Raw genomic sequence first — 14,970 nt, forward strand, 5'->3', positions numbered from 1 at the left:
CTACCACACGTAACGTCCCGCCGGATTTCGGTGTTACCTGAGGTTTCGTTGCGCATTGTCTAGATTCCTCGACAGCCACGGGGGAACAGGACGATGCTTAGTGCATGGATGCCATCACCAACGTGCCGGCGCCCGTCAACGAGCCGGTGCTCACGTACGCCCCTAACACTCCCGAACGCGACCGATTGACGACGGCACTGGGTGAGCTGAGTGCCTCGCCCATCGATCTGCCGCATGTGATCGGTGGCGTTCGCCGAATGAGTGAGGGTGAACGCATCGATGTGGTGCAGCCACACAACCACCGTGCCGTGCTGGGGACCGTCACCAACGCAGGTCATGCCGAAGCCGGCGACGCGGTCGAGGCCGCGGTCGCCGCGAAGAATGATTGGGCGGCACTGTCATTCGATGACAGGGCGGCGGTCTTCCTGCGGGCCGCCGATCTGCTGTCAGGTCCGTGGCGGGCCACCCTGAATGCCGCCACCATGCTGGGGCAGTCGAAAACCGCGTATCAGGCTGAGATCGATTCGGCCTGCGAGCTGGCCGACTTCTGGCGGTTCAACGTGCAATTCGCCCGGCATATCCTCGCGGAACAGCCCAGCAGCGGCGGCGGCGCGTGGAACCGGATGGAGTACCGCCCCCTCGAGGGCTTCGTCTACGCCATCACCCCCTTCAACTTCACCGCCATCGCTGGAAATCTTCCAACGGCCCCAGCACTTTTGGGTAATACGGTGGTGTGGAAGCCGTCCGTCACCCAGGCCTTCGCCGCGCACTTCACCCTGGAGCTTCTCGAAGCCGCCGGGTTGCCGCCCGGTGTCATCAACCTGCTCAACGGAGACGGCATCGCGGTATCGGATGTGACGCTCGCCGACCCGCGTCTGGCGGGTATCCATTTCACCGGCTCCACCCGGACATTCCAGCACCTGTGGCGTGAGGTCGGGACCAACATCGACAGGTATGACACCTACCCGCGGCTCGTTGGTGAGACAGGCGGCAAGGACTTCGTCGTCGCGCACACCTCAGCGCGTCCAGACGTGTTGCGTACCGCACTTATTCGCGGTGCCTTCGACTACCAGGGGCAGAAATGTTCGGCGGCCTCTCGCGCCTTCGTGGCCCGTTCGGTGTGGGATCAGATGGGCGATGAGTTCCTCGACGCCACCTCCGCGTTGACCTACGGGGACGTCACCGACCTCGCCAACTTCGGCGGTGCCGTCATCGACGAGAAGTCGTTCAAGCGCAACGCCGCCGCCATCGATCGCGCCAAGAGTGCCGGGGTGACGATCGCGGCGGGAGGCGAATACGATGACAGCGAAGGATATTTCATCCGTCCCACGGTGTTACTCTCGGACGACCCGACCGACGAGGCATTTTCCACCGAGTACTTCGGCCCGATCCTGGCGGTACACGTCTACCCCGACGACGACTACGAGCGCATCCTCGACATCGTCGATACCGGTTCCCGATACGCGCTCACCGGCGCTGTCATCGCCGACGACCGCCAAGCCGTTCAGGCGGCCAGTGACCGGCTTCGCTTCGCCGCGGGCAACTTCTACATCAACGACAAGCCCACCGGCGCCGTCGTCGGCCAGCAGCCCTTCGGTGGTGGCAGGGCATCGGGTACCAACGACAAGGCCGGATCGCCGCTGAATCTGCAGCGCTGGCTGCTGCCGCGATCCATCAAAGAAACATTCGACGCCCCAACCGAATACGAATACCCCCACATGGAGCGTGAGGATGGCTGAGTGGTTCGGCAAAACAGCCAGACCCGCCATCCTGGCGGCCAGTAGGTCTGCGCGGCTTCGGCACGCCGCCGAACGCATGCCGTTGACGCGCCAGGTGGTGCGCCGCTTCGTCCCCGGTGAATCCGAGGACGATGTTCTTGCGGCGGGTACCGCACTGCTGGACTCGGGGCGGTTCATCTCGATTGATTACCTGGGTGAGGACACCACCGATATCGAGCAGGCCACCCGTACGGTGTCGGCGTACCTCTCACTGCTGGACGCTCTGGCGCAGCGCAGCGACACCGTACATACCGGTGTGCGCCCGCTGGAGATTTCCCTGAAACTCTCCGCTCTGGGCCAGGCGTTGCCGCATGGTGGCGAGCAGATAGCCCTGGAAAACGCGCAGCTGTTGTGTGCCAAGGCCGATCAGGCCGGGGTATGGGTCACCGTCGACGCCGAGGATCACACCACTACCGATTCGACCCTGGGTATCGTGCGTGAACTGCGCACCGACTTCCCGTGGCTGGGTACCGTGCTGCAGTCCTACCTGAAACGTACGTATGCCGATTGCGTCGATCTCTCCGGTCCGGGCTCGCGCATTCGATTGTGCAAGGGGGCCTATGACGAGCCTGAATCCGTGGCGCATAGAGACCCCGAGGACGTCGATGTCGCGTACCTGCGTTGCCTGCGCGTCTTGATGGAGGGTGACGGCTACCCGATGGTGGCCTCACACGATCCCGCCATCATCGATGCGGCCAACCTGATGGCGCGCGAGACAGGCAGGGGACCAGGCGATTACGAATACCAGATGCTGTACGGGATTCGCGATGCCGAACAGCGCCGCCTCTCAGGTGAGGGGCACCACATGCGGGTGTACGTGCCGTTCGGCGAGGAGTGGTACGGGTACTTTGTGCGACGCATCGCCGAGCGTCCCGCCAACATGACCTTCTTCCTGCGCGCGCTGCTTTCCGGGGGCTAGGCATGTCTCAGCGGCCCTGCAAACGGGTCGCGTCCTAGGCTGGGCTCATGCTGCTGACGTCCCTTCACCCCAAGTCGCCCGATCTCGCGGACGCGGTTCGCATCGGTGAGGACAGCTGGGGTCGCGCCGACCTGGTAGGTGCGGCGACGGCAGCAGCCGAACGCATCGGTGGCGCCTCGGGTCCGATTGCGGTGCTGGCTCGTCCGAGCATCGACACGGTGCTGTCCGTCATTGCCGGCCTCATCGCCGGAATCCCCATCGTGCCGGTGCCGGCAGACGTTGGGGTGGCCGAACGCCGCCACATCCTGGCCGATAGCGGTGCCATCGCGTGGCTGGGTGAAACACCAGACGAGCTAGAGGGATTGCCGCATGTGCCGGTACGCCGCCACGCGCGTTCCTGGCATCAATACTCCGAACCTCGCCCCGAGTCGACCGCACTCATTGTGTACACCTCGGGGACAACCGGTGCGCCGAAAGGCGTACAGCTGAGTCGGCGCGCGTTGGCCGCCAGCCTGGACGGGCTGGCTGATGCGTGGGCGTGGACACCCGACGACGTTCTGGTACATGGGCTTCCGCTGTTCCACGTGCACGGGCTGGTACTCGGCCTGCTCGGATCGTTGCGTGTGGGAAATCGGTTCGTACACACCGTCAAACCAACGCCCGAGGCGTACGCCGCTACCCCCGGCACGTTGTACTTCGGTGTGCCCACGGTCTGGTCGCGGGTGGCGGCCGACCAATCCTGTGCTCGTGCACTGTCTTCGGCGCGGCTACTGGTGTCGGGGAGTGCCCCACTGCCGGTGCCCGTTTTTGACGAGCTGCGCGCGCTCACCGGACATGCCCCGATCGAGCGCTACGGCGCCACTGAGACTGTCATCACGCTATCGACGCGTGCGGACGGAGAGCGGCGCGCAGGCTGGGTGGGTCACCCCTTGACGGGGGTGCAGACCCGTCTGCTGGCCGAGGATGGCGGCGCGGCCCCACATGACGGGGAAACCGTTGGCCAGCTGCAGGTTCAGGGCCCCACGCTGTTCAGCGGCTATCTCAACCTGCCGGAAAAGACCGCCGAGGTACTCACCGCAGACGGCTGGTATCGCACCGGGGACGTCGCCGTCGTCGACGCCGGCGGAATGCACCGGATCGTCGGACGCGAATCGGTCGACCTGATCAAATCGGGTGGCTACCGCATAGGTGCCGGTGAAATCGAAACCGTGCTCCTGGGTCATCCCGGGATCGTGGAGGTCGCGGTGGTGGGAGTACCCGATGACGACCTAGGGCAACGCATCGTCGCCTACGTTGTCGGGGATGTGGTGGAGGACGACGTCATTGGCTTCGTGGCACAACAACTCTCGGTGCACAAGCGTCCTCGCGAGGTCCGTCGAGTGGACGCGCTACCCCGGAATGCCATGGGGAAGGTCCTGAAAAAGGAGCTGATCACTTGGACGTGACCGCGGAGATCGTCGATCAGATCAATTGGCACTGGACCTCCCAGCTGCGTCCCCGCTTCGACGGGCTCACCGACGACGAATACTTCTGGGAACCGGTGCAGGGCTGCTGGAGTCTGCGGCCACGCGGCACCGCGACGACTCCGCTGCAGGGTGGATCAGGCGACTATGTGATCGAATTCGCCGCTCCACCCCCCGAACCCGCGCCGGTCACCACCATCGCCTGGCGGCTCGGTCATATTCTCGTGGGCGTACTCGGGGCGCGTATCACCAGTCATTTCCCCGAGAGTTGGGCCGGACCGGCCATCGATTACCTGACCTACGACTACCCGGTCACCGCGGCCGACGCCCTGCAGCGCCTTGATGTCTTGTATGCCGCATGGCTCAACGGCGTGCGCGGCAAAGACGACGGGGCAATGGCACTACCGGTCGGACCAGCCGAAGGCCCATGGGCCGACAAGCCGTTTCTGACGCTGGCACTGCACATCAATCGCGAATTGCTGCACCACGGCGCGGAGATCGCGCTGTTGCGTGATCTGTACGGCCAGCGCCGGAACTAGTTGGCGTGCAGCGCCGCGTTCAGCTCGAACGCGCCGCCATCACGCGACACCACCTCAACCGCACCGGTCTGCGAGTTGCGCCGGAACAGCAGATTGTTGGTGCCGGACAATTCCAGTGCCTTGATGGTCTTACCGTCGGGGGTGGCGACCTTGGTGCCGGCGGTGACATAGAGCCCGGCCTCGACAATGCAGTCGTCGCCCAGGCTGATGCCCACACCAGAGTTGGCGCCCAGCAGCGAGCGCTGGCCCACAGAGATCACCTGGCTGCCGCCGCCGGACAGGGTGCCCATGATCGATGCGCCGCCACCGACATCGGATCCGTCACCCACGACGACACCGGCCGAGATGCGGCCCTCCACCATCGACGCGCCCAGAGTGCCCGCGTTGAAGTTCACAAATCCTTCGTGCATGACGGTCGTCCCGGAGGCCAAGTGCGCACCCAGCCGCACCCGGTCAGCATCGGCGATACGCACTCCGGTGGGCACCACGTAGTCGACCATGCGCGGGAACTTGTCGACGCCGAACACGGTCACCACACCGCGCGCACGCAGCTTCGCGCGCACCGTCTCGAAACCCTCGACGGCGCACGGGCCGAAGTTCGTCCACACCACGTTGGTGAGCACACCGAACAACCCGTCCATGCTGGCACCGTGCGGTGGGACCAGCCGGTGCGACAACAGATGCAGGCGCAGGTAGGCGTCGTAGGCGTCGGCGGGCTTATCGGCGAGCGAGCCAATGGTGGTACGTACCAACACCTTCTCGACACCACGGTCGGCATCGGGCCCGGCCAGCGCTGCCAGTTCTGCGGGTGCGTCTGCTGCGTCGATTCGCTCGGTACCCGGAGTGCCGGGTGCGTCGGTCAACTCGGGCGCCGGGAACCAGGTATCCAGTACCGATCCGTCCGCCGCGATGGTCGCCAGGCCAAGTGCTACTGCTCCGCTCACGGGGTACACGCTAGCCTGAATCGGTGGCGCTCGAACTCGCTGGTGACCCGATAGCCCTGACGGCTGCCCTGGTAGACATCCCCAGTGAGTCCCGGCACGAAGCGCAGATCGCTGACATCGTCGAGGTTGCCCTGCGGGAACAGACGACCGGATTCGAGGTCATACGCAACGGCAACGCGGTGCTGGCCCGCACCGATTACGGTCACAACACCCGGGTGATGCTGGCCGGACACCTCGACACCGTGCCCGCCGCCGATAACGTACCGAGCCACTGGGAACGGAACGAGGACGGCGACATCTTGTTCGGGTGCGGCACCGTGGACATGAAATCCGGTGATGCGGTCTTCCTGCACCTGGCCGCCACCGTGACACCCCGTGTCGACCTGACACTGGTGTTCTACGACTGCGAGGAGATCGAGTCCTCGGCCAACGGGCTCGGCCGTATCGAACGCGAATTACCCGAGTGGCTCGACGCCGACCTTGCCATCCTCGGTGAACCCACCGCCGGTCTCATCGAGGCAGGTTGCCAGGGCACCCTGCGCGTGGTGATCCGGGCCGCCGGTACCCGCGCGCATTCGGCGCGATCCTGGCTGGGGGACAATGCCATTCACAAGCTAGGCGCCGTCCTGGACCGGCTCGCCTCATATCGGGCGCGCATCGTCGACATCGACGGCTGCGAATATCGGGAGGGGCTGTCTGCGGTGCGGATCGACGGCGGAGTTGCCGGGAACGTCATCCCGGACGCGGCCGCCGTCACCGTCAATTTCCGGTTCGCCCCCGACCGCAGCCCCGAACAGGCGCTCGTCCACGTGCGGGAGGTCTTCGACGGACTCGACGTCGACATCGAACTGACCGACGCCGCGGCCGGGGCACTGCCCGGCCTGGACCGCCCGGCCGCCGCCGAATTGATCGGCGCGGCTGGGGGAGTGGTGCGCGCGAAGTACGGCTGGACCGATGTGTCCCGGTTCGCGGCGCGAGGGATCGCCGCGGTCAACTACGGGCCGGGTGACCCCAATCTGGCGCATACCCGCGGCGAACACGTTCCGGTACAGCAGATCACCGACGTGGCCGTCGTACTGCGGCGCTACCTCAGCGCGTGACGGGTGCGGCGTAGGTTCCCGGTGTCTGACCGAGGATGCGCCGGTACACGTCGATGAACGCACTCGGTGTGGCCCAACCACACTGATGCGCCACATAGGTGACGGGCCGCCCCTCCGCGAGCAGTCGCAACGCGTGATGAAGACGGATCTGCGTGCGCCACTGCGGGTACGTCATACCCATGTCGGTGCGGAACAACCGGGTCAGCGTGCGCTCACTGGCACCTACTTGCCGCCCCAGTTCGGCCACGGTCCAGACCTGTGTCAGGTCGTCATCTACCAGCGCACACGCCTCGGCCAACCGCTGATCACGCGGGATGGGCAGCTTCAGCGCCTGCTCTGGGCTGCGCCGCAGCTGGTCGATGAGTACGACCTCCAGCCGCGTGACCTCCTCCCGGGGCAGGTCACCGGGAACCGAACACGTGATGATCAGCTCCCGCAGCAGCGGGGACACCGCGATGACGGTCGGAGCTTTCAGTTCCACCAGGTACTTCTCCGGATCGAACGCCACGGAATGAAACTCGGTGGGGCCGTAAAAGCGATGTTCGTGGCCAGCGCCGGCGGGTATCCACAGCGCGCGATTCGGGGGTGCGATCCAGGTGCCGTCGTCCGTCGTCACCGCGATGACACCGGAGGCGGGATACACGATCTGATGCACCTCGTGCCAGTGGCGGTCGATGCGTTGCCCACCGCTCAACGACATCACTCCGGTGAGGTGGCGGCTAATCAACATAAGACGCTATTTTATCGGAAGTCGGCGGCGGGGGAAATTATCGCGCTGATTCTGCGGGGAATAGCCACCTGAATGCGTGGGGTTGGCCGAGACGTGAAACTCGGAGTGGCGATCGGCCGACCTCTCAGCGTCCAGACCGACACCAACCTGGTCGATGCGTTCATCGCGCACGGGCGCAAAGTCACCGATGCCGGCGTCGGGACGCTGTGGCTGGGGCAGATGTATCACTATGACGCGATCACCGTGGCCGCGGTGATCGGGCAGGCGATCCCTCCGGAAAAGCTGAGCGCTGTGGGGGTTTCGGTGATCCCCATCAATCCGCGTCACCCCATCGAGGTATCGGCGGCCGCGCAGACCGCCCAGGCCGCAAGCCACGGGAGATTTCAGCTCGGGCTGGGGCTCGGCGCGCCGGTAATCGAGGGCCCGAGCTATGGCCTGCACGTGGACAAGCCGATACGCCGCCTACGCGAATACCTCACCACACTCCGGCAGCTGCTCGATACCGGAACCGTCGACTTTCACGGCGAGACCCTCACGGTCGCACCGAAATTCACAACGGCGCAGCCAGGCGGCGAGAACATCCCCGTGTTGGTCGCGGCCATGGCCCCACAGGCGCTGCGGGCCACCGGCGAGCTGGCCGACGGCACGATTCCGCTGCACGCCGGACCGCGAGCGCTCAGCCGGGAGATCGTTCCGGTCATCGATGCGGCCGCCGAGCAGGCCGGGCGGCCACGCCCGCGTGTCATCGCCGGTGTCGCCGTCGTGGTCACCTCCGATCCGGCACGGGTCCGGGCGCTTGCCATCGAGGACATGGCGTTCTACGAGAACATCCCGTCATATAGGAAAGTGCTTGACGCCGAGGGGGTTCAGCACACCGGGGAGCTGGCGATCATCGGCGACGAGGAGCATGTGGCTAGCGAGCTGCGGCGATACTTCGATGCGGGAGCCACCGAAGTGTTCGCAAGCCACACCGAGTTGGGCGGACCGGAAGACGAGGCCCGCACGCTGGCGCTACTGGGTGAGCTGTCCCGCGGGAATTGATTTGCCCGCTGCCCCTAGGCTGGCGGCGTGCCAGAAAGTACCGAACCTCAACTGCACGGACCGGTTCAGCTGCGTCGTGATCGGTGTGAGAACACCACCGCCGACCAACGTCTGCTGGACACCCGCGACACCACCACCTGGACGCACACCGATCCGTGGCGCGTGCTGCGCATTCAGGGCGAGTTCGTGGAGGGCTTCGATGCGCTCGCGGAAACCCCCAAAGCGGTAACGGTTTTCGGCTCGGCCAGAACGAAGCAAGACTCACCCGAATATCGGCTCGGGCGGGAGCTGGGTGTTGCCCTGGTCAAGGCGGGGTATGCCGTCATCACTGGCGGCGGACCGGGCGCCATGGAGGCCGCGAACCGTGGTGCGAGCGAATCGGGCGGTTACTCGGTGGGCCTGGGTATCGAGCTGCCGTTCGAGCAGGGCCTCAACGAATGGGTGGACCTGGGCATCAACTTCCGCTACTTCTTCGTCCGTAAGACCATGTTCGTCAAGTACGCACAGGCCTTCGTGTGTCTGCCCGGTGGATTCGGCACTCTCGACGAACTCTTCGAGGCGCTCACCCTGGTGCAGACCCGCAAGGTCACGCGATTCCCGATCATCCTGCTGGGCACCGAGTACTGGTCGGGTCTGCTCGACTGGATCCGCGGGACGATGCTGCCCGCGGGCAAGATCGGTGAGCAGGACATCGCGCTGCTCTCGGTCACCGACAGCATCGACGAAGCGGTGGCGGCCATCGTGCAGGCCGAGGCGGTCAACGGGAAGGGGAGCCACCGATGAGTTTGTCGGTCTGTGTGTATTGCGCGTCGGGGCCCCGCCATCCGGAACTGCTGGATCTAGCCACTCGTCTGGGCACCGCCATCGCCGAACGCGGCTGGACGCTGGTCTCCGGGGGCGGCAACGTCTCGGCCATGGGCGCCGTGGCGCAGGCGGCGCGCGCCGCCGGAGGACGCACCATCGGGGTCATCCCCAAGACACTCGTACATCGAGAGGTCGCCGATACCGACGCCGACGAACTCGTCGTCACCACCACCATGCGCGAGCGCAAGCAGATCATGGAGGACCGATCCGACGCCTTCATCACCCTGCCCGGCGGGATCGGCACGCTGGAAGAGGTTTTCGAGACCTGGACCGCCGGCTATCTGGGGCTACATGAGAAGCCGGTGGTGTTGCTGGACCCCGACGGTCACTACACCGGACTGCTGCGCTGGCTCGATGAACTCCAGGACAAGGGTTACGTGGCCGCACACGCGCGGGACAGACTACTGGTGCACACCGATATCGTCGCCGCCCTGGACGCGTGCAGGCCAACGGATTGACGGGGCTGGGTCGTTCGTCAACAATGCGGTGAGCCATTGCCTACTGGGCGGTAAGGAACAGGGAGAACTAGATGTCCGCAAGCAGCGCCATTCCGTCGAATCCCCGTGATCGGGTTCACCTGACCGAGGTATTGGCGCAGCTGCCGGGCATGGCCTGGGACCTGCCGATTCTGGCGCGCGGCATCATCAGCGGTATCAAGTCCAACCCCAAGGGCCGCTGGTCGATCGGGGCGCTCTTCGCCGAACGCGCCGCCAAGCACGCCGACCGCGTCTTCCTGCGGTTCGAGGGCACCGACATCACCTACGCGCAGGCGAACGCCACCGCCAACCGGTACGCCGCCACGCTGGCCTCGCACGGTGTGGGTCGCGGTGACGTCGTCGGCATCATGCTGCGCAACTCGCCGCAGACCGTCCTGCTGATGCTCGCCACCGTGAAGCTCGGTGCCATCGCCGGAATGCTCAACTACAACCAGCGCGGGCATGTGCTGGCGCACAGCATCGGCCTGCTCGACTCCAAACTGCTGATCAGCGAGGCCGACTTCGTCGAACCGATCAACGAATCCGGCGCCAACGTCATCTCCCTGCTCACCGGCGACGAGCTGGACCGGGCCTCGGTACTCGCGCCCACCACCAATCCCGCCGCCACCGACGCGGTGATGACCAAGGACCGGGCGTTCTACATCTTCACCTCCGGAACCACCGGCCTGCCCAAAGCCAGTGTGATGACGCACTATCGGTGGCTGCGCGGCATGTCCGGAGTCGGCGATATGGCATTGCGGCTGCGTCCCAGCGATGTGCTGTACAGCTGTCTGCCGCTGTACCACAACAACGCGCTGACCCTCGCCGTATCGACCACCATCAACGCCGGCGCCACGCTGGCGATCGGCAAGTCGTTCTCGGTGTCGCGCTTCTGGGACGAGGTCATCGCCAGCCGCGCAACCGCTTTCATCTACATCGGCGAGCTGTGCCGTTACCTGCTCAACCAGCCGCCCAAGCCCACCGATCGCCAGCACAAGGTGCGCGTCATCATCGGTAACGGGCTGCGGCCCGAGCTGTGGGGCGAGTTCACCCACCGTTTCGGCATCAAGCGGGTCTGCGAGTTCTACTCGGCCAGCGAGTCCAACACCGCGTTCGTCAACGCGCTCAACATCGACCGCACCGTCGGTATCTGCCCGATGCCCATCGCCTACGTCAAATACGACATCGAGACCGGAGAACCGCTCCGCAACTCGAAGGGGCACCTGACGAAGGTCGGAGCGGGCGAGGCGGGTTTGCTGATCAGCAAGGTCACCAGTCTGGCGCCGTTCGACGGGTACACCGATCCGACAGCCTCGGAGAAGAAGCTGGTGCGTGACGCCTTCAAGAAGGGCGACACCTGGTTCAACACAGGCGATCTGATGCGCAACCTGGGCTGGGGACACGCGGCCTTCGGTGACCGACTCGGCGATACCTTCCGGTGGAAGGGCGAGAATGTCGCGACCACCGAGGTGGAAGGCGCACTCCACCACGCCGACGCCATCGAAGAGGCCACGGTCTTCGGCGTCGAGGTACCGGGTACCGATGGCCGCGCCGGTATGGCCGCCATCAAGCTGCACGACGGCGCCGAGTTCGATCCAAAGGCATTGAGCGACATCGTGTATCAGTACCTGCCCGCCTACGCGCTGCCGCTTTTCGTAAGGATCGTGGACACTCTGGAGCACACCACCACCTTCAAGAGCCGCAAGGTGGAGCTGCGTGAACAGGCGTACGGGGAGGCCGTGACCGATCCGCTGTACGTGCTCGCCGGTCGCGGCGAGGGTTATGTGCCGTTCTACCCGGAATACGCAGGCGAGGTCGCGGGCGGCCAGCGTCCCAAGGCATAGCCCTTCGGCGGGTTACTGTTCCACCGTGGGAGTCAGTCGACGGGTGCGTGCCTCGCGGCGCCGTCAACGTCTGGTGAAGCTTGCCGACAACGACCTCACCGACGCGCAGTGGCTGACACTCGTGGAAGCCTGGGGTGGTTGCGCCTATTGCGGCGCGACCGGAACAGCGTTGCAACGCGACTGTGTCCAGGCGATCTCCCGTGGTGGCCGGTACACGCTGTCCAACGTGGTGCCGGCCTGCCCGTCCTGCAATGCGAGTAAGTGCAATGCGGAGGTGACCAGCTGGATGCGGCGCAAGCGGCTCGACGAGACCGCCTTCCTGCGTCGCTACGTGGAGATCTCAGCAGCGGGCTAGCCGGCGGTGTACACACCGGTCGGTTCAGCGTGGTAGCCCTTGGCGCCGATCTCGCGGGCCAACGGACTGCGGAAATCCTGCTCTGTGGCAAGGCAATCGAGGATGTGGCGATAGTCGTAGCGTGGTGTCCAGCCCAGTTCGGTGCGGGCCCTGGTGTTGACGTAGACCCGGTCGATCGTCGGGAACATCGTCCATCCGCGCGCCGCGTACAGATTGGGCTGCTCGGGGAAGTGTTGAGCCACCACGCCCGGTGCATCGGTGCGCAGCTGCGCGATATCGGTGCGGGAGAACGGCGTGGTCGCCGAGATCACGTACTTGGCCCAGCCGATGTCGGCCGCGCGTTCGGTCGCCAGCAGGTGTGCCTCGACGACATCGGCCAGATCCACCCGGCGATAGAGGTATTCGTTGGCCTTCACATTCGCATCGGAGTAGCGGGCCCGGACCGCATCATTGTCGTCCTGCTCGGGGAAGAATCGGGAGGTGCGCAGCACGATGATGGGCAACCCGCTGCCCTGGTGCACCACATGCGCGACATCTTCCGCGGCGGTCTTGGTGGCGCCATAGATGTTCTTGGGCACCGGCGCCACCTCCTCGGTGATCCAGGCGGCCTCCTGGGTGCCTACCAGCGCGTGCCCGAATGCGCTGGTGGTGCTCGTGTAGACGAATCCGGCCACGCCCGCGGTGACGGACTCTTCCAGGAGCGCGAGTGTGCCCTCGATGTTGGTCTCGACGAAGTCGGCCCGCGTATGCGAACCCACATGCGGTTTGTGCAGGGTTGCGGTGTGCAGCACCGACGTCACCCCGGCCATCGCCTCGGTGACAACCGCGCGGTCGGCGATCGACCCGACGATATCGGTGGCCGGTCCGGCCGCGATGTCGATGCCGACGACATCGGTCCCGCCCCGGCGCAGGGTGCGGACCAGGGCTTCCCCGAGATGGCCCGAGGATCCGGTGACCAGGAATCGCTTTCCGCCCATGTGCCCATACTGCTCAGGCCCGCAAGTCATTTCGCTCGCCGAGTGTGAAACGCGGGCGGGAAACCGGGGGAAATCTCGCCCACGTTTCCCACTCGGTGCAGCCGCAGGGGCCCTGGCCTGCACAATGAGGGCGTGCATGAGACGTTTTGCGGACGGCCCGTCCGCACCGATCGTGCCCTCATCATGGCGATCGTCAACCGCACGCCGGACTCCTTCTATGACCGGGGTGCCACCTTCACCGACGAGGCCGCCCAGCTCGCGGTGCACAAAGCGGTGGCCGACGGCGCCGATGTGGTGGACATCGGCGGCGTCAAGGCCGGCCCGGGCGAGACCGTCGACGCCGAGGCCGAGATCGCGCGGGTGGTGCCCTTCATCGAATGGGTGCGCGGTGCCCATCCTGACCTGCTGATCAGCATTGACACCTGGCGCACCGAGGTCGCGGAGAAGGCCTGCGCGGCGGGCGCCGACCTCATCAACGACACCTGGGCCGGCGCCGACCCGGAGCTACCCGCAGTGGCTGCCGCCCATGGCGCCGGACTGGTTTGCTCACATACCGGCGGCGCGGTGCCGCGCACCCGGCCCTATCGGGTGAACTACGGGACCGAGGTGGACGGTGTCGTCCAAGCCGTCATCGCCGAGGTGACCGCGGCCGCCGAACGCGCGGTGGCTCTCGGGGTATCGAAGGACTCGATTCTGATCGATCCGACGCACGACTTCGGCAAAAACACCTTCCACGGGCTCGCTTTGTTGCGCCACGTAAACGATCTCGTTAATACCGGGTGGCCGGTGCTGATGGCATTGAGCAACAAGGATTTCATCGGGGAGACTCTTGGTGTGGGACTGACGGAACGACTCGAAGGCACTCTCGCCGCTACCGCCCTGGCGGCGGCGGCCGGTGCCCGCATGTTCCGGGTGCATGAAGTCGGGCCCACACGCCGCACGCTGGAAATGGTGGGCTCCATCGTCGGAACCCGCCCACCGGCGCGAACAGTGAGGGGGTTGGCATGACCCATCAACTAAACGAAGTAATTGGTATCGATCCGAGCTGGCTGGAAACGCACAGTTGGAACCGGCCCGATTGGACAGTCGAGCAGCTCATCGCCGCGAAGAAGGGCCGCACCGTTTCGGTGGTCCTGCCCGCGCTCAATGAGCAGGAGACGGTCGCCGCGGTCGTCGACACCATCAGCCCGCTGCTGGGCAGTCTGGTGGACGAGCTGATCGTGCTCGACTCGGGCTCCACTGATGACACCGCGATCAGGGCCGTGGCCGCGGGTGCGCGCGTGGTCAGCCGTGAACAGGCGCTGCCTGAGGTGCCGCCCAACCCGGGCAAGGGTGAAGTGCTGTGGCGGTCGGTGGCCGCGACCACCGGCGACGTGATCGCCTTCGTCGACTCCGATCTGATCGACCCCGATCCGATGTTCGTGCCGCACCTGCTCGGCCCGCTGTTGTTGGGTCAGGGTGTGCATCTGGTCAAGGGCTTCTACCGGCGTCCGCTCAAGGTCAGCGGGTCCGAGGATGCCAACGGTGGTGGGCGGGTGACCGAACTGGTGGCCCGACCCATGCTTGCCGCTCTCCGGCCCGAACTGAGCTGTGTGGTGCAGCCGCTGGGCGGTGAGTACGCCGGCACCCGGGAGCTGCTGTCCTCGGTGCCCTTCGCACCCGGATACGGCGTCGAGATCGGCCTACTGATCGACACGTACGACCGACTCGGACTCAATGCCATCGCCCAGGTGAACCTGGGTGTGCGCAGCCATCGCAACCGGCCGCTGGTCGAACTCGGTGTGATGAGCCGTCAGGTGATGGCCAGCATGCTGTCGCGGTGCGGGATTCCCGACTCAGGGGTGGGCATCACCCAGTTCTTCGCCGACGGTGACGGGTTCACCCCGCGCAGCTCCACGGTGTCGCTGGAGGACCGCCCGCCGATGAACACCCTGCGCTGA

The 14,970-nt window shown here is 65.6% G+C and carries 15 protein-coding genes; 12 read left to right on the forward strand and 3 right to left on the reverse strand.

Annotation, left to right across the window (positions count from 1 at the left end; all coding sequences use genetic code 11):
* Nucleotides 1-104 precede the first annotated feature (104 nt).
* Genes pruA through AOT83_RS03355 form a run of 4 tightly spaced genes read left to right on the forward strand, consistent with a single transcriptional unit; the run spans nt 105 to nt 4,699 of the window.
* On the forward strand, nt 105-1,739 hold the full coding sequence (gene pruA, locus AOT83_RS03340) for an L-glutamate gamma-semialdehyde dehydrogenase (protein WP_057963876.1): 1,635 nt from the start codon (nt 105-107) through the stop codon (nt 1,737-1,739).
* Entirely contained in the window at nt 1,732-2,697 is a 966-nt protein-coding gene (locus tag AOT83_RS03345) for a proline dehydrogenase family protein (RefSeq protein WP_030094780.1), read from the forward strand. The genes pruA and AOT83_RS03345 overlap by 8 nt, the downstream gene beginning before the upstream one ends.
* Nucleotides 2,698-2,744: 47 nt before the next feature.
* Nucleotides 2,745-4,142: an acyl-CoA synthetase gene (locus tag AOT83_RS03350; protein WP_057963877.1), complete on the forward strand. Its 1,398-nt coding sequence runs from the start codon at nt 2,745-2,747 to the stop codon at nt 4,140-4,142.
* Nucleotides 4,133-4,699: a DinB family protein gene (locus tag AOT83_RS03355; RefSeq protein WP_030094782.1), complete on the forward strand. Its 567-nt coding sequence runs from the start codon at nt 4,133-4,135 to the stop codon at nt 4,697-4,699. The genes AOT83_RS03350 and AOT83_RS03355 overlap by 10 nt, the downstream gene beginning before the upstream one ends.
* Here AOT83_RS03355 and dapD read toward each other — a convergent pair.
* Entirely contained in the window at nt 4,696-5,643 is a 948-nt protein-coding gene (gene dapD, locus AOT83_RS03360; protein ID WP_030094783.1) for a 2,3,4,5-tetrahydropyridine-2,6-dicarboxylate N-succinyltransferase, read from the reverse strand. The genes AOT83_RS03355 and dapD overlap by 4 nt on opposite strands.
* A 23-nt stretch (nt 5,644-5,666) precedes the next feature.
* On the opposite strand from dapD, the gene dapE reads away from it, so the two are divergent.
* Nucleotides 5,667-6,743, forward strand: coding sequence for a succinyl-diaminopimelate desuccinylase (dapE, locus tag AOT83_RS03365; RefSeq protein ID WP_057963878.1), 1,077 nt, complete (start codon nt 5,667-5,669; stop codon nt 6,741-6,743).
* Here dapE and AOT83_RS03370 read toward each other — a convergent pair.
* Nucleotides 6,733-7,473, reverse strand: coding sequence for a helix-turn-helix transcriptional regulator (locus tag AOT83_RS03370; RefSeq protein WP_030094785.1), 741 nt, complete (start codon nt 7,471-7,473; stop codon nt 6,733-6,735). The genes dapE and AOT83_RS03370 overlap by 11 nt on opposite strands.
* Before the next feature lie 93 nt (nt 7,474-7,566).
* Here AOT83_RS03370 and AOT83_RS03375 point away from each other — a divergent pair, with 93 nt between their 5' ends.
* From AOT83_RS03375 to AOT83_RS03395, 5 genes are all read left to right on the forward strand, one after another.
* Complete coding sequence (locus AOT83_RS03375) at nt 7,567-8,514, forward strand: TIGR03564 family F420-dependent LLM class oxidoreductase (protein WP_030094786.1); 948 nt, start codon at nt 7,567-7,569, stop codon at nt 8,512-8,514.
* Nucleotides 8,515-8,541: 27 nt separating this feature from the next.
* Complete coding sequence (locus AOT83_RS03380; RefSeq protein WP_030094787.1) at nt 8,542-9,297, forward strand: TIGR00730 family Rossman fold protein; 756 nt, start codon at nt 8,542-8,544, stop codon at nt 9,295-9,297.
* Nucleotides 9,294-9,836 (forward strand): TIGR00730 family Rossman fold protein, encoded by a 543-nt coding sequence (locus tag AOT83_RS03385; protein ID WP_030094788.1) that lies wholly within the window; start codon nt 9,294-9,296, stop codon nt 9,834-9,836. Before AOT83_RS03380 ends, AOT83_RS03385 begins: the two co-directional genes overlap by 4 nt.
* 71 nt (nt 9,837-9,907) lie before the next feature.
* Nucleotides 9,908-11,698, forward strand: coding sequence for a long-chain-acyl-CoA synthetase FadD6 (gene fadD6, locus AOT83_RS03390; RefSeq protein ID WP_030094789.1), 1,791 nt, complete (start codon nt 9,908-9,910; stop codon nt 11,696-11,698).
* A gap of 25 nt (nt 11,699-11,723) precedes the next feature.
* Nucleotides 11,724-12,053, forward strand: a complete 330-nt coding sequence (locus tag AOT83_RS03395; RefSeq protein ID WP_030094790.1) for an HNH endonuclease signature motif containing protein — start codon at nt 11,724-11,726, stop codon at nt 12,051-12,053.
* Here AOT83_RS03395 and AOT83_RS03400 read toward each other — a convergent pair.
* Nucleotides 12,050-13,030, reverse strand: coding sequence for an NAD(P)-dependent oxidoreductase (locus AOT83_RS03400; RefSeq protein ID WP_057963879.1), 981 nt, complete (start codon nt 13,028-13,030; stop codon nt 12,050-12,052). The genes AOT83_RS03395 and AOT83_RS03400 overlap by 4 nt on opposite strands.
* 132 nt (nt 13,031-13,162) lie before the next feature.
* Between AOT83_RS03400 and folP the strand changes: the two genes are divergently transcribed.
* Nucleotides 13,163-14,038 carry a dihydropteroate synthase gene (folP, locus tag AOT83_RS03405; RefSeq protein ID WP_030094792.1) on the forward strand — a complete coding sequence of 292 codons (876 nt, stop codon included), beginning with the start codon at nt 13,163-13,165 and terminating at the stop codon, nt 14,036-14,038.
* Nucleotides 14,035-14,970, forward strand: a complete 936-nt coding sequence (locus AOT83_RS03410; RefSeq protein ID WP_044104270.1) for a glucosyl-3-phosphoglycerate synthase — start codon at nt 14,035-14,037, stop codon at nt 14,968-14,970. Before folP ends, AOT83_RS03410 begins: the two co-directional genes overlap by 4 nt.

This window comes from Mycobacteroides sp. H001 (assembly GCF_001440005.1).
In the GTDB taxonomy this organism is placed as follows: Bacteria; Actinomycetota; Actinomycetes; order Mycobacteriales; family Mycobacteriaceae; genus Mycobacterium; species Mycobacterium gwanakae.